14 protein-coding genes are annotated in these 20,411 nt (G+C 71.6%); 6 read left to right on the top strand and 8 right to left on the bottom strand.

The features are described 5' to 3' along the window. Nucleotides 1-122: 122 nt before the first annotated feature. The 3 genes from AB0K05_RS32645 to AB0K05_RS32635 are packed head-to-tail and all read left to right on the top strand — an operon-like array spanning nt 123 to nt 6,572. Nucleotides 123-3,530: an indolepyruvate ferredoxin oxidoreductase family protein gene (locus AB0K05_RS32645; RefSeq protein ID WP_364234301.1), complete on the top strand. Its 3,408-nt coding sequence runs from the start codon at nt 123-125 to the stop codon at nt 3,528-3,530. Next, the gene (locus AB0K05_RS32640; RefSeq protein WP_364234298.1) at nt 3,527-5,524 is read left to right on the top strand and encodes a 2-oxoacid:acceptor oxidoreductase subunit alpha; all 1,998 of its coding nucleotides are present in this window, start codon (nt 3,527-3,529) and stop codon (nt 5,522-5,524) included. Before AB0K05_RS32645 ends, AB0K05_RS32640 begins: the two co-directional genes overlap by 4 nt. A gap of 1 nt (nt 5,525) precedes the next feature. Next, nucleotides 5,526-6,572 carry a 2-oxoacid:ferredoxin oxidoreductase subunit beta gene (locus AB0K05_RS32635; RefSeq protein WP_364234490.1) on the top strand — a complete coding sequence of 349 codons (1,047 nt, stop codon included), beginning with the start codon at nt 5,526-5,528 and terminating at the stop codon, nt 6,570-6,572. A gap of 67 nt (nt 6,573-6,639) precedes the next feature. Here the strand turns inward: AB0K05_RS32635 and AB0K05_RS32630 are convergent, their stop codons facing one another. The 7 genes from AB0K05_RS32630 to AB0K05_RS32600 form a co-directional block, all read right to left on the bottom strand. Continuing rightward, complete coding sequence (locus AB0K05_RS32630; RefSeq protein WP_364234295.1) at nt 6,640-8,904, bottom strand: hypothetical protein; 2,265 nt, start codon at nt 8,902-8,904, stop codon at nt 6,640-6,642. A gap of 118 nt (nt 8,905-9,022) precedes the next feature. Further along, nucleotides 9,023-11,590 carry an ATP-dependent Clp protease ATP-binding subunit gene (locus tag AB0K05_RS32625; protein WP_364234292.1) on the bottom strand — a complete coding sequence of 856 codons (2,568 nt, stop codon included), beginning with the start codon at nt 11,588-11,590 and terminating at the stop codon, nt 9,023-9,025. 90 nt (nt 11,591-11,680) lie between these two features. Then, the gene (locus tag AB0K05_RS32620; protein WP_271277511.1) at nt 11,681-12,460 is read right to left on the bottom strand and encodes an enoyl-CoA hydratase-related protein; all 780 of its coding nucleotides are present in this window, start codon (nt 12,458-12,460) and stop codon (nt 11,681-11,683) included. A 25-nt stretch (nt 12,461-12,485) separates the two neighbouring features. Further along, nucleotides 12,486-13,523 carry a TIGR03617 family F420-dependent LLM class oxidoreductase gene (locus tag AB0K05_RS32615; RefSeq protein ID WP_364234288.1) on the bottom strand — a complete coding sequence of 346 codons (1,038 nt, stop codon included), beginning with the start codon at nt 13,521-13,523 and terminating at the stop codon, nt 12,486-12,488. Next, nucleotides 13,520-15,088, bottom strand: a complete 1,569-nt coding sequence (locus tag AB0K05_RS32610; protein WP_364234285.1) for an AMP-binding protein — start codon at nt 15,086-15,088, stop codon at nt 13,520-13,522. Before AB0K05_RS32610 ends, AB0K05_RS32615 begins: the two co-directional genes overlap by 4 nt. 158 nt (nt 15,089-15,246) lie before the next feature. Then, a complete protein-coding gene (locus tag AB0K05_RS32605; protein WP_219549557.1) occupies nt 15,247-16,164 on the bottom strand; it encodes an SDR family NAD(P)-dependent oxidoreductase in 918 nt (305 codons plus the stop codon). Between the two features lie 68 nt (nt 16,165-16,232). Then, the gene (locus AB0K05_RS32600) at nt 16,233-17,072 is read right to left on the bottom strand and encodes a MaoC family dehydratase (protein WP_219549555.1); all 840 of its coding nucleotides are present in this window, start codon (nt 17,070-17,072) and stop codon (nt 16,233-16,235) included. A 223-nt stretch (nt 17,073-17,295) separates the two neighbouring features. Between AB0K05_RS32600 and AB0K05_RS32595 the strand changes: the two genes are divergently transcribed. The 3 genes from AB0K05_RS32595 (at nt 17,296) to AB0K05_RS32585 (ending at nt 19,625) form a co-directional block, all read left to right on the top strand. Beyond that, nucleotides 17,296-17,703 (top strand): Zn-ribbon domain-containing OB-fold protein, encoded by a 408-nt coding sequence (locus tag AB0K05_RS32595; RefSeq protein ID WP_364234280.1) that lies wholly within the window; start codon nt 17,296-17,298, stop codon nt 17,701-17,703. Further along, entirely contained in the window at nt 17,700-18,857 is a 1,158-nt protein-coding gene (locus AB0K05_RS32590) for a thiolase (RefSeq protein ID WP_364234277.1), read from the top strand. Before AB0K05_RS32595 ends, AB0K05_RS32590 begins: the two co-directional genes overlap by 4 nt. 210 nt (nt 18,858-19,067) lie before the next feature. Next, entirely contained in the window at nt 19,068-19,625 is a 558-nt protein-coding gene (locus AB0K05_RS32585) for a TetR family transcriptional regulator (RefSeq protein WP_148031111.1), read from the top strand. 6 nt (nt 19,626-19,631) lie between these two features. Here AB0K05_RS32585 and AB0K05_RS32580 read toward each other — a convergent pair whose 3' ends face one another. Next, the gene (locus AB0K05_RS32580) at nt 19,632-20,396 is read right to left on the bottom strand and encodes an SDR family NAD(P)-dependent oxidoreductase (RefSeq protein ID WP_364234273.1); all 765 of its coding nucleotides are present in this window, start codon (nt 20,394-20,396) and stop codon (nt 19,632-19,634) included. Nucleotides 20,397-20,411: the final 15 nt, after the last annotated feature.

Raw genomic sequence — 20,411 nt, 5'->3', positions numbered from 1 at the left:
AGTGTCCAGTGGGCCCGCCGGCCGACCGGCCTCTTCTGTGCCAGTGGCCCAGACCCTCTTGAGCCCGCCGCGCCCGCCTGGCTGAATCTCGCCCAGCCACCCATGGAAGGGGGACGGACCGGATGCGGCTGGAAGATCGCTACGAGGCGACCACTGGACGGGTCCAGCTGACCGGCGTGCAGGCGCTGGCCCGGCTGCCCATCGACCAGCACCGCCGGGACCTGGCTCGCGGCCGCCGGGTCGCCACCTTCGTCTCCGGCTACGAGGGCTCGCCGCTCGGCGGCTACGACCTGGAGCTGCACCGCCAGCGCCGCCTCCTCGACGCCAACGACGTCGTCTTCCGGCCAGGGTTGAACGAGGAGAGCGCGGCGACCGCGGTGCAGGGCAGCCAGCTGGCCAACACCCTCGACGGCGCCCGTTACGACGGCGTGCTCGGCATCTGGTACGGCAAGGCCCCCGGGCTGGACCGGGCCACGGACGCCCTGCGGCACGGGAACCTGATGGGCGCCCACCCGGACGGCGGCGCGATCGTGCTGGTGGGCGACGACCCGGCCGCCAAGTCCTCCAGCGTCCCCTGCTCGTCGGAAGCGGCGCTGGCCGATCTGGCCATGCCGTTCCTGTATCCGGCCGACTCCCAGGACGTGCTGGACCTGGGAGCGCACGCCGTGGAGCTGTCCCGGGCCACCGGGCTGTGGGTGGGACTGAAGATCGTCACCGCCGTGGCCGACGGCTCCTCGACGGTCTTCCTCGACGACGAGCGGCCCGAGCCGGTGCTCCCGCCGGGCGCCGGGCGCCACCGGCCCACCGCGCGGCTGCTGCAGCCCACGCTGGGGCCGCTCGAACGCGACCTGGTGACCAACCGGCTGCGGCTGGCCGTCGAGTACTCCCGGCTCAACCGCCTGAACCGCGTCGTGGGCGCGGCGCCGGGCGACCGGGTCGGCGTGATCGCCGCGGGCCGCACCTTCCTGGACGTGGTCGAGTCGCTGCGCCGGCTCGGCGTCGACGAGCCGGACCTGCGCGCGAGCGGGCTCCGGCTGCTCCGGGTGGGCATGCCGTTCCCGCTGGAGCCGGAGACCGTCAGGGAGTTCGCGGACGGGCTGGCCGAGATCGTGGTCGTCGAGGAGAAGCGGTCCTTCCTGGAGACGGCCGTCCGCGACATCCTCTACGGCGGCCCGGCCGTCCCCCTGGTCACCGGGAAGCGGGACCAGGACGGCGACGAGCTGGTTCCCGCGTACGGGGAGCTGGACGTGGACGCGATCGTCCCCCGGCTGCGCCGGCGGCTGCTCGCCAACGGCATCCCGGTGACGCCGGGACCGCGCCCCGACCCCCGCCGTCCGCTGCCGCTCCTGCGGCGGGCGCCGTACTTCTGCTCGGGCTGCCCGCACAACACCTCCACCAAGACGCTCGAAGGCAGCCTGGTCGGCGGCGGCATCGGCTGCCACGCCATGGTGGTGCTCATGGACGAGGCCCAGGTCGGCTCCGTCACCGGGCTCTCCCAGATGGGCGGGGAGGGCCTGCAATGGGTGGGGATGGCGCCCTTCGTCGAACGTGACCACTACGTACAGAACCTGGGCGACGGCACCTTCGACCACTCCGGCTCCCTGGCGATCCGGGCGGCGGTGGCGGCGGGCGTCGACATCACGTACAAGCTGCTCTACAACTCCGCCGTGGCCATGACCGGGGGGCAGCGGACGGTCGGCGGGATGGACGCGGCGCGGATCGTCGGCGTGCTGCTGGCCGAGGGCGTCTCGAAGATCATCGTCACCACCGAGGACCGCCGCAGGTACCGCCGGATCCGGCTGCCGCGCGGCGTCGAGGTCTGGGACCGGTCGCGCGTCGAGGAGGCGCAGCGGGTCCTGGCCGGCACCCCGGGCGTCACCGTGCTCCTGCACGACCAGGAGTGCGCGACCGAGACCCGCCGCAAGCGCAAGCGGGGCCTGCTCCCGCAGCCGGCGACGCGGGTCTTCATCAACGAGCGGGTCTGCGAGGGCTGCGGCGACTGCGGCCGCAAGTCCAACTGCCTGTCGGTGCAGCCGGTCCCGACGGAGTACGGCCGCAAGACGCGCATCCACCAGGCATCGTGCAATCTCGACACCCGTTGCCTGGACGGCGACTGCCCCGCCTTCATGATGGTCTCCGCCGCCCCGGTGACCCGCGAGGGCGGCGCGATCGAGGCGGACCTGCCGGAGCCGGAGTCCGTGGTGGGCGGTGACGCCTTCGGCGTCCGGGTGCTCGGCATCGGCGGGACCGGCGTCGTCACCGTCTCCCAGATCCTCGCCACCGCCGGGCTGATCGCCGGATGGAACGCGCGGTCGCTCGACCAGACGGGGCTCGCGCAGAAGGGCGGGGCGGTGGTGTCGGACGTGAAGTTCTCCCGCGACCGCAGCCTGACCTCCAACCGGCTCGCCGAGGGCGAGTGCGATCTCTACCTCGGTTGCGACCTCCTGGTCGCCGCCGACCCCGGGAACCTGACGGTCGCCTCGCCCGAGCGGACCGTCGCGGTGCTGTCCACCTCCGAGGTGCCCACCGGCCGGATGGTCGCCGACCCGGCGGTGGGTTTCCCCGAGCCGGACGAGGTGACCGGCCCGATACTCGACCGGGTCCGCCCCGGCCTGGCCCGGCTGCTCGACGCCCGCGCGCTGGCCTCCGACCTGTTCGGGGACGACCAGACGGCCAACATGCTGCTGGTGGGCGTCGCCTTCCAGCAGGGCGCGATCCCGCTGCCTGCCGAGGCGATCGAGGAGGCCATCCGGCTCAACGGCGTCGCGGTGGAGGTCAACCTGCGGGCGTTCCGGCACGGCCGCACGTTCGTCAGCGACCCCGCCGTACGGGACGCGCCCGGGCCCGCTCCGCAGGAGGACGTGACGGGGATCGTGCAAGCGCCTCCGGGGTCGGAGCTGGCCCGGCTGGTGGGACTCCGGTCCCAGGAGCTGCTGGCCTATCAGGACCTCGGCTACGCCCGCCGCTACACGCGCCTGGTGGAGCGGGTGCGCGCCCTGGAGGCGTCGCGGGTGCCCGGCTCGGCCGCCTTCGCCGAGTCGGTCGCGCGCCACCTGTTCAAGCTGATGGCCTACAAGGACGAGTACGAGGTCGCCCGCCTCAGCCTCGGCGACGACGTCCGGTCGGCGCTGGCGGAGCGGTTCGGACCCGGCGCCAAGGCGTCGTGGAAGCTCCACCCTCCGCTGCTGCGGGCGATGGGCGTGCGGCGGAAGCTCACCCTGGGCCCGTGGTTCCGGCCGGCGCTGGTGGCCCTGCGCGGCCTGCGCCGCCTGCGCGGGACCGCCTTAGACCCGTTCGGCCGTACGAGGGTGCGCCGGGTCGAGCGTGAGCTGGTGCGGGAGTACGCCGGCCTGGTGGAGCGCCTCGCCGGCCGCCTCTCCCCGGACAACCTCGCGCTCGCGGTCCAGCTGGCGGAGCTGCCCGACCTGGTGCGCGGGTACGAGGACGTGAAGCTGCGCAACGTCGAGAGATACCACGAGGAGCTGGCGAGACTGCTCGCCCGGTTCGAGAACGGAGTTCAGGAGCTGTGATCAAGCAGGTTCGGCAGCTCGATCGGGTGATCATCCGGTTCGCCGGTGACTCCGGTGACGGCATGCAACTCACCGGTGACCGGTTCACCGCGGGCACCGCCGAGTTCGGCAACGACCTGTCCACGCTGCCCAACTTCCCCGCCGAGATCCGCGCCCCGGCCGGCACCCTGCCCGGCGTGTCCAGCTTCCAGCTGCACTTCGCCGACCACGACATCCTCACCCCCGGCGACGCCCCCAACGTGCTCGTGGCGATGAACCCCGCCGCGCTCAAGGCCAACCTGTCCGACCTGCCGCGCGGCGCCGACATCATCGCCAACACCGACGAGTTCACCAAACGCAACCTGGCCAAGGTCGGGTATGCCGCCAGCCCGCTGGAAGACGGGTCGCTGGCCGAATGGCGGGTGCACTCCGTGCCTTTGACGTCGTTGACGGTCAAGGCGCTGGAAGACGTCGACATCAGCAAGAAGGACGCCGAACGCGCCAAGAACATGTTCGCGCTCGGCCTGCTGTCCTGGCTCTACCACCGGCCCACCGAGCAGACCATCAGCTTCCTGGAGACCAAGTTCGCGCGGAAGCCGGAGATCGCCAAGGCCAACATCGCCGCCTTCCAGGCCGGCTGGAACTTCGGCGAGACCACCGAGTCGTTCTCGGTCTCCTATGAGGTGAAGCCGGCCCGGCTGGCGCCGGGCGTGTACCGCAACATCTCCGGCAACCAAGCTTTGGCCTACGGATTGATCGCCGCCGCCGTCCAAGCCCGGCTGCCCCTGTTCCTCGGCTCCTACCCGATCACCCCGGCCTCCGACATCCTGCACGAACTGTCCAAGCACAAGCAGTTCGGCATCCGCACCTTCCAGGCCGAGGACGAGATCGCCGGTGTCGGTGCGGCGCTCGGGGCGGCGTTCGGCGGCGCGCTCGGCGTGACTACCACCAGCGGCCCGGGGGTGGCGTTGAAGGCCGAGACGGTCGGGCTGGCGGTCACCACGGAGTTGCCGTTGATCGTGGTGGACGTGCAGCGGGCGGGCCCGTCGACGGGGATGCCGACCAAGACCGAGCAGACCGACCTGCTGATGGCGTTGTTCGGCCGCAACGGCGAGTCGCCGGTGCCGGTCATCGCGCCGATGTCGCCTTCGGATTGTTTCGACGCGGCGGTGGAAGCGGCTCGTATCGCGGTGGCCTATCGGACGCCGGTGATGTTGTTGTCGGATGGGTATCTGGCCAACGGTTCGGAGCCGTGGCGGCTGCCGGAGGTGTCCGCGCTGCCGGACATCAGTGTGCCGTTCACGACCGAGCCGAACGGCCAGGACGGGGCGTTCTTGCCGTTCCAGCGGGATCCGGAGACTCTGGCGCGGCCGTGGGCGATCCCGGGCACGCCCGGTCTGGAGCACCGTATCGGTGGTATCGAGAAGGCCGACGGCACCGGGAACATCTCCTACGATCCGGACAATCATGACCGGATGGTGCGGTTGCGCGCGGCCAAGGTGGCCGGCATCGACGTGCCGGATCTCCAGGTCGACGACCCCCACGACCCGCACAATCTCGACGTCACCGACAACCCCGACGACCCTCACGACCCCGATGTCCCAGGCGGGCCCGGCGGTCCTGGCGGGCCCGGCAGGTCCCGCGCTCACGCCGGGTCTGGCCGGTCTGGGTCTGGTGGTGCGCGGGTGCTGGTGCTCGGGTGGGGTTCCACCTACGGGGCGATCGCCGCTGGGGTGCGGCGGGTGCGGGCTGCGGGCGGGAAGGTGGCCCAGGCGCATCTGCGGCATCTGAACCCGCTGCCGGCCAACATCGGTGACGTCCTGGCGCGCTACGAGAAGGTGTTGCTGCCGGAGATCAACCTGGGTCAGCTGGCGTTGCTGCTGCGGGCCCGGTTCCTGGTCGACGTCATCAGCTACAACCGGGTGCGGGGGCTTCCGTTCAAGGCCGAGGAACTGGCCGCAGTGATCCAGGGCGTGATCGACCGTGATGATCAGCAGGTGATCGGCAGTGACTGACATGAACGGGCTCGTCAACGGCAAGGGCTTGTCGCTGGTGCCCAAGACCGACGCCAAGCAGAGCCTGAAGGACTTCAAGTCCGACCAGGAGGTGCGCTGGTGCCCGGGCTGCGGTGACTACGCCATCCTGGCCGCGGTGCAGTCGTTCCTGCCCGAGCTGGGGCTCAAGCGCGAGAACATCGTGTTCGTCTCCGGGATCGGCTGCTCCTCCAGGTTCCCGTACTACCTCAACACCTACGGCGTGCACTCCATCCACGGCCGCGCCCCTGCGATCGCCACCGGGCTGGCGGCCTCGCGGCCGGATCTGAGCGTGTGGGTGATCACCGGTGACGGGGACGCCCTGTCGATCGGCGGCAACCACCTGATCCACGCGCTGCGCCGCAACGTCAACCTCAACATCCTGCTGTTCAACAACCGGATCTACGGGCTGACCAAGGGCCAGTACTCGCCCACCTCCGAGGTCGGCAAGGTCACCAAGTCCACCCCGATGGGATCGCTGGACAAGCCGTTCAACCCGATCTCCCTCGCCCTCGGCGCGGAGGCGTCGTTCGTGGCCCGCACCCTGGACTCGGACCGCAAGCACCTACAGAGCGTGTTGCGGGAGGCGACCGCGCACCGGGGCGCGTCCCTGGTGGAGATCTACCAGAACTGCAACATCTTCAACGACAACGCCTTCGAGCCGTTGAAGGACCCGGAGCTGCGTGACGACATCACGTTGAAGCTGGAACACGGCCGGCCGATCGCCTCGGCCTCCAAGGCGGTCATCCGGGCGGCGAACGGCAGCCTGGAGGTCGTCCCCCGCGACAGCGTCGAGCAGGACCGGGTGCTGGTGCACGACGCGCACAACCCCGACCCGTCGGTGGCGTTCGCGCTGTCCCGGCTGGACGAACCCGCGTTCGACCACGTCCCGATCGGGATCTTCCGCAGCGTGGACCGGCCGGCCTACGACACGCTGATGACCAGCCAGCTCGACGAAGCGGTGGCGCAGAAGGGCCGGGGCGACCTCACGCGCCTGTTCGACTCCGGCGACACCTGGCGCGTCCCCTGAGCGACCGGCGTACCGGCGCCGCACGCCGGGCGCCGTACCGGCGCCGACGGCGCGCGGGCGCCCACGCTCACGCGGCCAGCCCCGGCAGGTCGGGCCGGACCAGTTCCTGCTCGATCGCCTCCAGCAGCTCCCGAGCAGTCCTGATCTTGCCGGCGGGCGCGGCCCGGTCGTCGACCCGGCCCGCCTCGACCGCCTTGGTGTGGGCGATCCGTTCCGCCATCCGCTTGTCGACCTTGTCCGCGATCTCCGCGCTGCCTCCGGCGGTCGTGAACACCATCCGCAGCTCCGACCTCGATACCCCGTCGAACTCGCCGAACCAGTTGCCGGGCAGCCGCCCGCAGTGCCGGTGCAGCAGCGCCAGCCGGACCAGCCCGTACCGGCGCAGCGTCGGCGTCCGCTCCGCCAGCAGGAGAGTGCGCACGATCAGCGCCTCGATGTCGCGGCGCTGCGTGGCCAGATCGCGGCCGGACCAGCGCACACCGCGCAGGGCCACCCATCGCGCGTCCAGCCAGCCGGACGGCCCCCCGGACCGCCCGGCCCGGCGCGGCGGCTGCGGCCTGGCCGACGAGTTGGCCGCGACGGCGCGCGCCGACTCGTCCCACAGGTCCGCGAAGCGGTCGGCCAGGTCCTGGTCGCGCCCCTTCCACGTGTCCTTGCGCGTGCGGGTGATACGGCCGCGCAGCAGCTCCAGTTCGCGGGTGGACGACAGACGCAGATAGCGCTCCAGCCGCCGGAACGTCCGGTGGAACCAGCTCGACCCCATCCGCTGCGACCACAGCGACTTCGCCGTCACGCCCAGCACGATCGCGGTCAGCAGGCCGAGGACGCCCCACACCATCACGTGCAGCCGGCGGTCCGCCATGAACAGGTCGTCCACGACCTGCTTGTGTTCGATCTCCATGAAAAAGTCCATAAAGGTGAGGACCGCGAAGGCGCCTATCGTCATGCTCAGCCAGAAGCCCGCCCGTTGCAGCACCTCCAGCTCCCTGACCCGGCGCTCGTCGAAGGCGTGCGCCATCGACTCGAGCAGATTCTTGTACTGCTCGGTGGCGCGGTCGGCGACGTCCCGCGCCCGCGAGCCGAACCGTTTGAGTTCGGTGAAGTGGCTGGCGTCGGCCAGCGCCTCCCGCAGCCCGCGGCCCGCCCAGCCGAGCGTCTCGGCGAACCGCTCGTCGGCGAGGTGCTCCAGCCGTTCGATCCGGCTCACCCGTTCGTCGACGTGGCTGGCCACGTCGGCGAGGTCCGCCATGCCCTGCAGCAGCATCAGGTGGATCAGCTCCACCGCCCGGTGCGCGCGGTTCAGCCGCCACCAGCGCCGGATCGGCAGGTGGGTGGCCACCCCGTCCCACAGGGCCCCGGCCGTGCGGGCGGCGTGCTGGTAGATCATCGCGTGCTCGCGCCAGACCTGGAGCTGCTCGCGGATGTCGTTGCCGGAGGCGGCCAGCGCCTCCAAGGTCAGAAGCCCCGCCACCGCGGGACGTAATCGCTCCCCCACGACCGTGCCGTTGAGATGCGGCGTGTCGGGCAGCACCACGTAGCATTCGCGTACCGTGCGCTCGTCGCGCCGGGCGGGCTCCACACACACGTCCGCGCTGCTCAGCTCCGTGGCGCCGGCGCCACCGAGCAGCCGGCGCAGCGGGAAGCGCTTGCGCGCCCCACCGGACGTGGCACCTCCGTGCACCACCTCGTACAGGTCACGCGCGTTCTTCAGGCTCGGCCGGTCCCCCGTGCCGTTGTCCTCCAGCGCGATCCAGAACTCCGGGGCCTCGTACTCCCTGATGTCCTGCTTCGCCTTGCGGAAGTGGGCTCTCACGTGGGTGCGGGCCTGCCGCTCGCAGCGCATGAACCATTCGTGCCGCCGGTGGGCGCTCGTCTCCCGCGGTGCGCGGCCCAGGGCCTCATCGGGGATCCAGTTCGGATCGCCGACCCAGAAGCTGACGCCGATGAACATCATCCGCGAGCTCCAGCGGTTGCGGAACTGGATGTCGAACAGGATCCACGGCTTCCCGCCCCCGCCCTCCCGCTTGAACGGCCCCACTTCGTGGTCGGGGTGGATCAGGACGTGGTACCAGTGGAGGCTGTCGGCCGCGTCCAGGTAACCGGCCTCGATCTCCCGGTACGCCTGGTCGACCTTCTCGTTGCCCCGGTCGAGCTCCCGCAGCGCGGCGTCGCCGGTGCGCCAGGTGACCTGGTCGAGCAGGCCGTCGGGCGACGTCGCCAGCCACACCCCGGGTTCGGCGCCCCCGTTCGACTCGAGCAGCTCCCTGATGATGCGGTCGTCCGCCTCGCCGCCCCCGGGCCCCCACGCCCGCCACTCCCGCCAGTACGTCACCAGATAGACCAGATGTGTGGACGATTCCGACGACCCCACCGAGAACCCCCCTTCACTCCCCCCTCATGTGATGATCGGTGGAGTGAAGGGACTAACGCGACACATCGTCACGATCCGATTACAGGTAGAGCCCGGGGTCGCTCCGGTCGCGGCGTTCCTCGGGGGAACGCGGCTCGGGCTTGGCCAGGACCTGCGGCTCGGTGTCCGGGCCCATCTCGGCGCCGGCGTCGAGGACGGTGATGGCCAGGTCGCCGTTCCTGACGCCGATGTGGGCGTGCTGTTCCGGCTTGAGCGTGCCGTCCAGCAGCAGCCGCGACAGCGTGTTGTCGAGCTTGCGCTGGATGGTGCGGCGCAGCGGCCGGGCTCCGTACTGCGGCTGGTAGCCCTCCTTGGCGAGCCAGTCGACGGCCGCCGGCTCGATCTCCATGACGACCTTCTGCGCGTGCAGCCGCCGCCGGGTCTCCTCCAGCAGCAGGACGGTGATCTGGCGGAGCTGCTCGGCGTCGAGGCCGCGGAAGATGATGATCTCGTCGACGCGGTTGAGGAACTCCGGCCTGAACTGCATCTGCAGCAGCCGCGAGAGCTGGCCGCGCAGCGCCTGCGGGTCCTCGCCGGCGTGCGCCATGATGAGGTCGGCGCCGAGGTTCGACGTCATGATCAGCACGGTGTTCCTGAAGTCCACCGTCCGGCCCTGCCCGTCGGTCAGCCGCCCGTCCTCCAGCACCTGCAGCAGCAGGTTGAACACGTCCGCGTGGGCCTTCTCGATCTCGTCCAGCAGGACCACCGCGTACGGCTTGCGCCGGACCTGCTCGGTGAGCTGGCCCGCCTCCTCGTAGCCCACGTAACCGGGGGGCGCCCCCACGAGCCGTGAGACGGTGTGCCGTTCCTGGAATTCGCTCATGTCCAGCCGGATCATCCGGTCCTGCTCGCCGAACAGCGCTTCGGCCAGGGCCCTGGCCAGCTCGGTCTTGCCCACGCCGGTGGGCCCGAGGAACAGGAAGGAGCCGATCGGCCGGTTGGGATCGCTCAGGCCGGCGCGGGAGCGGCGCACGGCCTCGGCGACCGCCTCCACCGCCTGGTCCTGGCCGATGACGCGCTGGTGCAGGTGTTCCTCCAGGCCCAGGAGCCGGTCCCGCTCCTCCTCGGTGAGCTGGGCGACCGGGATGCCGGTGGCGCGGGAGACCACGGCGGCGATGTCGTCCGGGGTCACCTCGGCGACTCTCCCGCGGCCGTCGCGGGTCTGCTCGATCCTGGACTGGAGATCGGAGATCTCGTCGCGGAGCTCGCGGGCGCGTTCGTAGTCCTCGCGCGTCACCGCCTGCTCCTTCTCCCGCTGCCGGTGGCCGAGCTCCTCCTCCAGCTCGCGGGTGCCGGTCGGGGCGGTGCCGGTGCGCAGGGCCACCCGGGCGCCCGCCTCGTCCATCAGGTCGATCGCCTTGTCGGGCAGGAAACGGCTGGAGATGTAGCGGTCGGACAGGTCGGCCGCCGCCACCAGCGCCTCGTCGGTGAACTTGACCTGGTGGTGGGCCTCGTACCGGTCACGCAGGCCGCGCAGGATCTCGATGGTGTCCGCGACGTCCGGCTCGGGGATCAGGATGGGCTGGAAGCGCCGTTCGAGCGCGGCGTCCTTCTCCACGTGCCTGCGGTACTCGTCCAGCGTGGTGGCGCCGATCACGTGCAGCTCGCCGCGGGCCAGGGCGGGTTTGAGCATGTTGGAGGCGTCGATGGCGCCCTCGGCGCCGCCCGCGCCGACGACGGTGTGCAGCTCGTCGATGAAGATGATGAGCTCCTCGCTGTGCGCGCGGATCTCCTCCATGACCTTGCTCAGGCGTTCCTCGAACTCGCCGCGGAACTTCGTCCCCGCGACCAGGCCGGCCAGATCCAGCTGGACCACGCGCTTGCGCTTGAGCGTCTCGGGCACCTCGCCGTCCGCGATGCGCTGCGCCAGCCCTTCGACGACCGCCGTCTTGCCGACGCCCGGCTCGCCGATCAGCGCGGGGTTGTTCTTGGTCCGCCTCGACAGCACCTCGACCGCCCGGAGGATCTCCTGGTCCCGGCCCACCACCGGGTCGATGCCGCCCTCGCGGGCCTCGCCGGTCAGGTCCCGGCCGTACTGGTCGAGCGTCGGGGTGCTGCTGGGCGGCGCCTGCTGGCCCGTCAGCGTCTCCCCGTTGCCGGCGCCTTCCTGGACGAACGACTGCGGGGTGACGTGCGCCTCCCGGAGCAGCCGCCCCGCCATCGACCGGGGGTTCGCCGACATGGCGAGCAGCAGGTGATGCGGGTCGATGTAGGAGGCGCCGGTGGCGTGCGCCACCTGCCTGGCGTCCAGCAGGGCCCGTTTGGCCGCCGGTGCGAGCGACATCGGGTCCTGCCGGGGCTCACGCTTCTCGACGGCCTGCTCGACCTCACGGGCCAGCGCGGCCGGGTCGGCCCCGGCCCGCTCCAGGAACTGCCGGGCCGTGTCCACCTGGGCGGCCGCCCACAACATGTGCTCGGTGTCCACGTAGTCGGCGCCCCACTCGGCCGCCTTCTCCGTCGCCACGCGCAGGAGGTCGATCGCGTCCTCGCTGAGCAGCCTCCCGATGTCGACGCGGCGGGGCATCGCCGGCTGGCCGTACCCGAAGAACCTGGCCAGGAGATCGTCCATGGGGCCGTAGCCGTAGTTCCAGAAATCACCCGTTGTCATGGTCCCCTCCCCCGAAGGTGACGTCGGTTACGCCCGCCTACCCCCGACGTCAGGAGGTAACCAACACCTCCCACCCAGGCGACCACGACGCTACCGGTTGCGGAACACGGGATCCCGCTTCTCCAGGAAGGCCCGGATCGCCTCGCGGGTGTCCTCGGTGGTCCCGTTGATGTTCTGGGCGGCCGCCTCACGCAGGACGCTGTCGTGGAAGCTTCCCGAGGCGGCGAGGTTGAGCATCTCCTTGGTCTGCGACAGGGCGAGGGGCGCGAGGGCCAGCAGCTCACGGGCCCACTCGTACGCCTGCGCCAGGGCCTCCCCCTCGGGCACGACCTTGTTGAGCAGCCCGAGGGCGTGGACGTCGGCGGCGGGGAGCATCCGGCCGAAGAAGGCGAGTTCCTTGGCTCGGTGGAGCCCCAGCATGTGCGTCAGGAACCAGGTCCCGCCGAAGTCGACGGAGAGCCCGCGCCTGGCGAAGATCTGCGAGAACCTCGCCGTCTCCTCGGCGACCGCCAGGTCGCAGGCGAGCGCCAGGTTGAAGCCGCCGCCCGCCGCGACCCCGGAGACCGCGGCGATCGTGGGCTGCGGCAGGTCGCGGACGGCGAGCAGCGCCGCGTTGACGATCCGCATCGCGCGGCGCGGCGAGTCCGCGGAGTCGCCACCGCGCAGGTCGGAACCGGAGCAGAAGTCGCCGCCCGCGCCGGTGAGCACCACCACGCGGTCGTCCGCCCGGCCCGCGATGTCGCCGAACACCTCGGCGAGCTCGATCCAGCCGGCGCGCGGCACGCTGTTCTTGGTGTCGGGCCGGTCGAGCGTGACGGTGACGATGCCGCTCCCGTCACGCTCCACCAGGACGACAGGGTTGTCGGACACGGATGCCGTTCCTCTCTCCCGCCGGTCAACGGACGCCGGACGCCTGGTTCTTCAGCGACACCAGCGCCGCGCGGATCTCCGGCGCGGGCGTGCCGGCCGGCGGCTGGATGTGGACCTGGTCGACCAGCCCGCCGAACCGGCGGGAGACCTCCGCCGTCACCTCCGCGAGGGAGCCGCTGACGCAGAACGTGTCGAGCACCTCGTCGTCGACGAGGTCGGCCATCCGGTCCCAGCGGTCCTCGTCGGGGGTGACCGACAGGGCGTGCAGCCGCTCGTGCAGCTCCTGCCAGCCGTGCAGGTCCAGCACGCCGCGGTAGGCCGGTGTGGAGCCGTAGAAGGCGACCCGCCCGCGCAGCATCCGCCGCTGCGCGTCGACGTCGTCGCCGGGGGCGTGGACGTGCACGAACCCCGGGCAGTGGACGGTCACCTCCGAGCGGTCGCGGCCGGCCCGCGCCAGGCCCTCCTCCAGGGCCGGGAGGGTCACCTCGCGGAAGTAGCGCTCGGTGCTGAAGCCGTGCGGGATCAGCCCGTCGGCCACCTCTCCGGCCAGCCGGGTCATGAGCGGCCCGACCGCGGCGAGGTGGATCGGCGGGTTGCCGTGACCGTGCGGCGCCGGGCGGAAGGTCGCCGTCATCAGCGTGTGCCGGTAGTGCTCCCCTTCGTGCCGGACCGGGCGGCCGGTGTTCCAGTCGTCCCAGATCGCGCGCAGGGCGGTGATGTACTCGCGCATCCGCGCCGCCGGCCGGCCCCACGGCATGCCGAACCGGCGGGTGATGTGGGGCTTGGTCTGGGTGCCGAGCCCGAGGACGAACCTGCCTCCGGACAGCGCCTGCAGGTCGTTGGCGACGTACGCCATCGTCATCGGCGTGCGGGCGAAGGCGACCGCGATCGTGGTCGCCAGCCGCACCCGGCTGGTGTCACGGGCGGCCAGCGCCAGCGGCAGGAACGGGTCGTGGTCGACCTCGGCGCTGGCCACGACGTCGTAGCCGGCCTCCTCGGCCCACGCGGCGCAGGCGGCGACGTCGGCGATGCCGGCCTCGAAGGCGTGCACGCCGGTCTTCACGGCTTCTCCCCCTCACCCGCGTAGTGGTCGCGGAGCTTGCGGCGCTGCAGCTTGCCGGTCTCCGTCCGGGGGAAGTCGGCCCGGAACTCGAAACGCCGGGGGATCTTGAACGAGGCCAGGCGCTCGGCGCAGTGGGCGCGCAGCGCGGCGGCGAGCTCGTCACCGGGGACCGCGTCCTCGGCCGGCTGGACGACGGCCAGCACGTTCTGGCCCCAGTCCGGGTCGGGGACTCCGATGACGGCGACGTCGGCGACGGCGGGATGCGTGATCAGGGCCTGCTCGATCTCCGCCGGGTAGATGTTGACGCCGCCGGAGATGATGAGGTCGGTGCGCCGGTCGAGCAGGAACACGTAGCCGTCCTCGTCGAAGTAGCCGTAGTCGCCGACGGTGGCCAGCCCTCCCTTCCGGCTTGCGGCGGTCTTGGCCGGGTCGTTGTTGTACTCGAAGAGCGCCTCGCGGCCGGGGATGCCGAAGTAGATCGTGCCCGCCGTCCCGGCCGGCACCTCCTCGCCGTCCTCGCCGAGGATCTTGACGATGGTGTTCGGCGTCGGGCGTCCCACGGTGCCGGGCTTGCGCAGCCACTCCCGCGGGCTCACCAGGGAGACGCCGCCCTCGGTCGAGGCGAGGTACTCCCACACCACCGGCCCCAGCCAGTCGAGCATCCGCTGCTTGATCGGCACCGGGCACGGCGCGCCCGCGTGGATCACCGCTTCCAGGCTGGACAGGTCGTACCTGGCCCGGACCTCCTCCGGCAGGCGCAGCATCCGGTTGAAGTGGGTGGGGACCATGTGCACGCTGGTCACCCGGTGCCGCTCGATCGCCTCCAGCACGCCCTCGGCGTCGAACTTGCCCTGGATCACCACGGTGTGCCCGAGCTGGAGGAACGCGTAGGCGTGCCCGGTCGGGGCGGCGTGGTAGATCGGCGAGCACACCAGGTGCACGCCCTTGTCCAGGGTGACCTCGTAGCGGGCGGCGAGTCCCCCGTACAGGGCGCTGATGACCGGCTCCGGCTCGGAGTCGGGGTAGAGGAGCGACCGCACGCCCTTGGGGTTGCCGGTGGTGCCGGAGGTGTAGCCCATGGTGCCGCCGAACCGGCGGTCCGGCGGCGCGTCGGACGGCTCGCCCTCGCCCAGCTCGGGGTACGGGCGCCAGCCGGCCGCCTGCCCGCCGATCACGAACCGGTGCTCGGGCAGCGACTCCTCCGGCAGCGTACGGGCCTGCTCGACGTCGGCGACGACGACCCTGGCTCCGGAGTCCTTGATGATGTAGAGCATCTCCGCAGGGGTCAGCCGCCAGTTGACCGGGACGAGGAACATGCCGACCTGCCCGGTGGCCAGCATCAGCTCCAGATACTCGTGGCCGTTGTGCACCGCCACCGCCACGCTGTCACCGGCCGACAGGCCGTGGGAGCGCAGCGCGCGCGAGACGCGGTTGACCCGCGCCAGCAGGTCGCCACAGGTGATCGTCGATCCGTCGGGGTCGATGATGGCGGGTCGGCCGGGGTCGGCGGCGGCGATCTCGTAGAAGCCGGTGGGTGCCGTGGTCGAGTGAGTGGCAGAGGACATGGTGCGTCTCTCTCCTGTCGGCGTGACGTAGCTAGACGATCCCCCGTGGCCCCCCGTGGCCCCGTGCCCCGTGTCGTGGCGGCCGGGCGGGATCGCGGCCCGCCCGGCCGGTGCGTCCCGGTGAGCGGCTGCCCGGCCGCTTCACCTGGACGCGGCCCTCACTTGGGAAGCTGCCCCATGAAGATCGACGGGTGCAGGCCGTCCGCCTTGGGCCGGAACGACGTGGTGAGCTTGGCGGCGAGGTCCTGCAGGTCCCACGGCCCGTCGGAGCTGATGGTCTCGACGACCTCGGGGTTGTTCCACAGCCGGACCTCGTGGCCGGCCGCGCCGATGGTGCGGCCCGACAGCCAGTCGGACTCGGTGCCGGCGAGGTAGGTGACGATCGGCGCGATGTTGTCCGGCGACATGAGCTGCTCCTCGCCGGGGTCCTCGCCGAGCTTCTTGTCGTCGGGGACCGTGGCGGTCAGGCGGGTGGCCGCGCCGGGGGCGATCGCGTTCGCCGTCACGCCGTACCGGGCCAGGCCGTTGGCGAGGGAGGCGGTCAGGCCGATGATGCCCATCTTCGCGGCGGCGTAGTTGGGCTGGCCCGGGGAGCCCTGGAGGGCGGAGTCGGAGGTGAAGTTGATGATGCGGTAGTGCCCGTCCGGGTTGCGCTGCTGGCGCCAGTAGGCGGCGGCGGGCTTGATCGTGCTGAAGTGGCCGCGCAGGTGGACCCGGATGACCTCGTCCCAGTCCTCCTCGGGCAGGTTGAAGATCATTTTGTCGCGGAGGATGCCGGCGACGTTGACGACGACGTCGAGGCGCCCGTAGGACTCGACGGCCATCTCGACGAGACGCCGGCCGGTCGCGGTGTCGCCGATGTCGCCGCCGTCGGAGACCGCCTCGCCGCCGAGGTCGGTGACCTCCTTGGCGATGTCCTGCGCGGGCCCGGCGTCGCCGCCGCTGCCGTCCGGGCCGGCGCCGAGGTCGTTGAGCACGAGCCGCGCGCCCTGCTGGGCGAACGCGCGGCTGATGGAGGCTCCGATGCCGCGGCCGGCACCGGTGATGATGGCGACTCTGCCGTCAAGAGATCCCATGGGACGCCCTTCCGATGTGGAGGAGTTGGAGGTGTTCGCGCGGCAGGGCCGCGCCTGTCAGAAGCCGGTCAGCGGATGACCGCGGTTCCGTGGTCGATCACTACGGCCCCGGTCTCGTCGGTCGTCCGGAACCGGACGTCGGCGCCGTCGGCCCAGATCGACACCGTGATCGTCTGCCCGGGGAGTATCGGCTTGGTGAAACGGCCGGACATGGCGCGGAAGCGCCCGGGGTCGGATCCGGCGGCGGCGTGCAGCAGCGCGCGGCCGGTGAAGCCGTAGGTGCACATGCCGTGCAGGATCGGCCTCGGGAAGCCGCCCCTGCCGCTGAAGGACGGGTCGGTGTGCAGCGGGTTCCGGTCGCCGGTCAGCCGGTAGAGGAGCGCCTGATCGGGCCGGGTCGCGTAGGTCACGACGTGGTCGGGGGCGCCGGTCGGCAGCTCCCACGACGTGCCCGGCCCCCGCTCGCCGCCGAAGCCGCCGTACCCGCGGAAGAAGAGCGAGGTACGGATCCTGGCGAGCGGTTGGCCGGCGGAGTCGCGGGCGAGCGTCTCACTGGCGACGATGGCGCCGGATCCCTTGTCGTAGACGCCGACGATCTCGCCCGTCGCCTCGACCTCGCCCGCGGCCGGGACCGTGCCCAGCAGCTCGAAGGCCTGCTCGGCGTGGAGCATCCTGGTGAGGTCGAGATCGTCAGGCAGGGACATGCCGCCGCCCATCGCCACGTTGCAGAAGGTCGGCAGGACCCGCTGCGGCTTGCCCTCGGTGTTCTCGGTGGTGAACTCCAGCTCGGTCAGCGGGTCCTCCTGGCCGGCGCCGACAGCGATCGCGTAGAGCAGCGCGTCGGCGGACGTCCAGGACCTCGTGAGGGGCTCGCTCTTGCGGCCGACCAGAGATGCGTCGATTGGCATGATCCTCATTCCCCGCGAACGCTCGGCGGACATGACCACGGGATCCGTCCAGGTCCCACAACTGACGACAAGTAGAACACGTTACGGCAAACAGAACAAGAGTCCGTACCCCCTTGACAAGGGCCGCTCCGGCTTCAACCCTGCTATAAGCAGAACATGTTGTCTTTAACTCGGCCGGGCTCGGCCCGCCGACCGTCGTCCCGCGCCGTCGAAAGGAACCGCCATGCCCGGCCCGGCCCCCGCGCCCATCCCGGAGACGCTCCCGTTCTGGGAGGGCGCCGCGGACAAGGAGCTGCGCGTCCAGCGCTGCACCCCCTGCTCGCGGCACTACTTCTACCCTCGCCCGTTCTGTCCCCGGTGCGGCTCGGAGGAGGTGGAGTGGACGACGGTCAGCGGCGACGCGCGGCTGGTGTCGTACATCATCAACTACCGGCCGTTCCCGCCCTTCGACCCCGCGACGCCGGTCGTCGTGGCGCTGGTGGAGCTGGCCGAGGGGCCGCGCATGATGACGAACATCGTCGGCGTCGCGCCCGAGCCCGAGAACCTGGAGCTGGACATGCCGCTGAAGGCCGAATTCATCGAGTACGAGGACTACACGCTCCCGGTGTTCGCCCCGGCGGTGGCCCGATGACGTCGATGCACCGCGGCGGCATCGCCGTCGTCGGCGCCGCGGAGACCACCGGCATCGGCGTCCGCCCCGAGATGTCCGTCCTCGGCCTGCACGCGGAGGCGGCCAGGAACGCCCTCGCCGACGCGGGGCTCACCGCCGCCGACGTGGACGGCGTGGCCACCGCCGGGCCGCTGGCCATGGAGGTCTCCCACCACCTCGGCATCGAGCCGCGCTGGCTCGACGGGACCCTCGTCGGCGGCTGCAGCTTCATGCTGCACGTCCGCCACGCCGCGGCCGCCATCGCGGCGGGCGCCGCCGACGTCGTGCTCGTCACGCACGGCGAGTCCGGCCGCTCGCGCGTCGGCGTCGCGCCCTGGGCGCCCGACCCGGCCTCCGCGAGCGGGCAGTTCGAGACCGTGTACGGAGCCCAGGCCCCGTACTCCACCTTCACCCTCCCCGCGCTGCGCTTCCTGCACGAGCGCGGCATGACCCGCGAGCACCTGGCCCAGGTCGTGGTGGCGCAGAGGTCGTGGGCGCTGAACAACCCGCGCGCCTTCCGGCGCAAGCCCGTCACCGTCGAGGAGGTCCTGGCCGGGCCGCCGATCGCGTACCCGTTCACCAGGGACATGTGCTGCGTGGTGACCGACGGCGGCGGCGCGCTCGTGCTCACCTCGGCCGAGCGGGCGAAGGACCTGCCGAGCGGCGACCGGGCGGTGTACCTCCTCGGCTCGGGAGAGGCGGCCGAGGGCCCCCTGGTGTCGCAGATGGCCGACCCCGGATCGTTCGCGGCCTTCCGCAAGGCGGGCGCGGAGGCGTTCAGGACCGCGGGCATCACGCACGCCGACGTGGACCATCTCATGGCCTACGACGCCTTCGCGCACGTCCCGCTCTACATGCTGGAGGACCTCGGGTTCGTCGGCCGGGGCGAGTCGGGCGACTTCGTCGCGGAGGGCAACACGGTCAAGGGCGGCTCGCTGCCGATGAACACCAACGGCGGCGGCCTGTCCTACACCCACACCGGCATGTACGGCATGTTCGCCATCCAGGAGGCGGTGCGCCAGCTCCGGGGCGAGGCCGTGGAGCAGGTCCAGGACGTCGACGTCAGCTTCGTGCAGGGCGTCGGGATGTTCTTCGCCGCGGCCGGCAGCCTCGTGCTCTCCCGCCACCGCGGCTGAGCCCGGCGGGGCGGCGCCGGGGAAGGCGCCGCCCCACTTGATAACCTGTACTCTTTGTTTCCGGCTTTCAGCCGTCGACGCCGTACCACGCGGGGTGGCCGTCGCGTTCTCCACCGGCCGGAAAGGGGGCTCTTCGTGGGCCGTGTCAGCAGGAAGGGCCGGACGCCCGAGGCCCGGGCCTTCAGAGCGGAACGCGTTTTGGATGCCGGGATGGCCCTGGCCACCAGAGGCGGCTACGAAGCGGTCCAGATGCGCGAGGTCGCCCGCATCGCGGACGTCGCCCTGTCGACCCTCTACCGCTACTACCCGTCGAAGGACGCGCTGATCAGCGCCGCCATCATGGTGCAGCTCGAAGAGCTGCGGCAGGACATCATCCGGCGCCCGCCACGGCAGCGCACCCCCGAGGGACGGGCCGCTGAGGTGCTCAACCGCGCCTTCCGGGCCATGCAGTACAACCGGGGCTGGGCACACGCCGCGCTCAGCGCCTACCACATCCCCAAGCCGCTGGGGCAGCAGCCGGAGGACGCCTCGCCGCTGGTGGAGAAGTCAGACCCGACCGCGCTCACCGACCTCCTCGCGCTCGCGGCCTGGGGCCCGTCACACCGCACCACGACGGCCGAGTACCGCGTGCTGCACATGCTGGAGTCGCTCTGGAACAGCAGCGTCATCGGCTGGCTCAACGACCAGATGACCCCCGAGTACGTCGAGGAACGGCTGAAGTTCGCCGCCAAGCGCCTGCTCGCCCCGGAGCCCGAGGCGGGCAGGTGATCCGCGTCAGCGCGCGCCCTGGCCGTCGTCGACCTTGACCACCGTCCCGGTGACGAACTCGGAGTGCGGCGAGACCAGGTAGAGCAGCGTGCTGTCGAGCTGCCGCGGGTCGCCCATGCGGGCCCGGGGGAAGTAGCCCGTCGGGTCGGCGCCGGTCCGCTCCACCATGCCGTCCATCATCTCCGAGGCGAAGGCCCCCGGCGCGATGGCGTTGACGTTGATGTGGAACCTGGCCCACTCGACGGCGAGCACCTCCGTCATCCTGGACAGGGCGGCCTTGGTCACCGAGTACAGCGCCGCTCCCCCGCCTCTGTACTCGTAGGCGCCCATGGAGGAGATGTTCACCACCCGGCCGCCGGTGCCCGCCTTGATCAGCCGGCGCGCGAAGTCGCAGGACAGGAGCCAGGGCGCGCGCAGGTTCGTGCCCAGCACGCGGTCGACGAGCTCCACGGGCATCTTCGTGGCGTACTGGGCGTCGGGGACGCCGGCGTTGTTGACCAGGATGGTGGCGGTGCCGAACCGCTCCTCGGCCGCGTCGAGCAGGCCGCCGAGCTGGGCGTCGTCGGTGAGGTCGGCGCCGAGCGGCAGGCAGGAGCCGCCGGCCGCCTCGATCTCGTCGGCGAGGTCCTTGAGCCGGTCGGCCCGCCGCGCCACCGCGACCACGTGGGCCCCGTGCTCCGCCAGGGTGACGGCGAACCGCCGCCCGAGGCCCGAGGAGCAGCCGGTCACGACGGCGGTCTGGCCCGTGAGGTCGACGATCTGAGGGGACATGGCGGTCACCTTCCG

It is taken from the genome of Nonomuraea sp. NPDC049486 (assembly GCF_040676925.1).
Classification (GTDB): domain Bacteria; phylum Actinomycetota; class Actinomycetes; order Streptosporangiales; family Streptosporangiaceae; genus Nonomuraea; species Nonomuraea ferruginea.
The sequence above is the reverse complement of the archived record's forward strand: the minus strand, read 5'-3'. Positions and strand labels throughout refer to the sequence as shown.

What these genes read in the sequence shown, in the direction of transcription:
- AB0K05_RS32645 (WP_364234301.1), top strand. Translation starts at nt 123, where the DNA reads ATGCGGCTGGAAGATCGCTACGAGGCGACCACTGGACGGGTCCAGCTG.
- AB0K05_RS32590 (WP_364234277.1), top strand. Translation starts at nt 17,700, where the DNA reads ATGACGTCGATGCACCGCGGCGGCATCGCCGTCGTCGGCGCCGCGGAG.
- AB0K05_RS32635 (WP_364234490.1), top strand. Translation starts at nt 5,526, where the DNA reads ATGAACGGGCTCGTCAACGGCAAGGGCTTGTCGCTGGTGCCCAAGACC.
- AB0K05_RS32580 (WP_364234273.1), bottom strand. Translation starts at nt 20,396, where the DNA reads ATGTCCCCTCAGATCGTCGACCTCACGGGCCAGACCGCCGTCGTGACC.
- AB0K05_RS32595 (WP_364234280.1), top strand. Translation starts at nt 17,296, where the DNA reads ATGCCCGGCCCGGCCCCCGCGCCCATCCCGGAGACGCTCCCGTTCTGG.
- AB0K05_RS32610 (WP_364234285.1), bottom strand. Translation starts at nt 15,088, where the DNA reads ATGTCCTCTGCCACTCACTCGACCACGGCACCCACCGGCTTCTACGAG.
- AB0K05_RS32625 (WP_364234292.1), bottom strand. Translation starts at nt 11,590, where the DNA reads ATGACAACGGGTGATTTCTGGAACTACGGCTACGGCCCCATGGACGAT.
- AB0K05_RS32605 (WP_219549557.1), bottom strand. Translation starts at nt 16,164, where the DNA reads ATGGGATCTCTTGACGGCAGAGTCGCCATCATCACCGGTGCCGGCCGC.
- AB0K05_RS32600 (WP_219549555.1), bottom strand. Translation starts at nt 17,072, where the DNA reads ATGCCAATCGACGCATCTCTGGTCGGCCGCAAGAGCGAGCCCCTCACG.
- AB0K05_RS32585 (WP_148031111.1), top strand. Translation starts at nt 19,068, where the DNA reads ATGGCCCTGGCCACCAGAGGCGGCTACGAAGCGGTCCAGATGCGCGAG.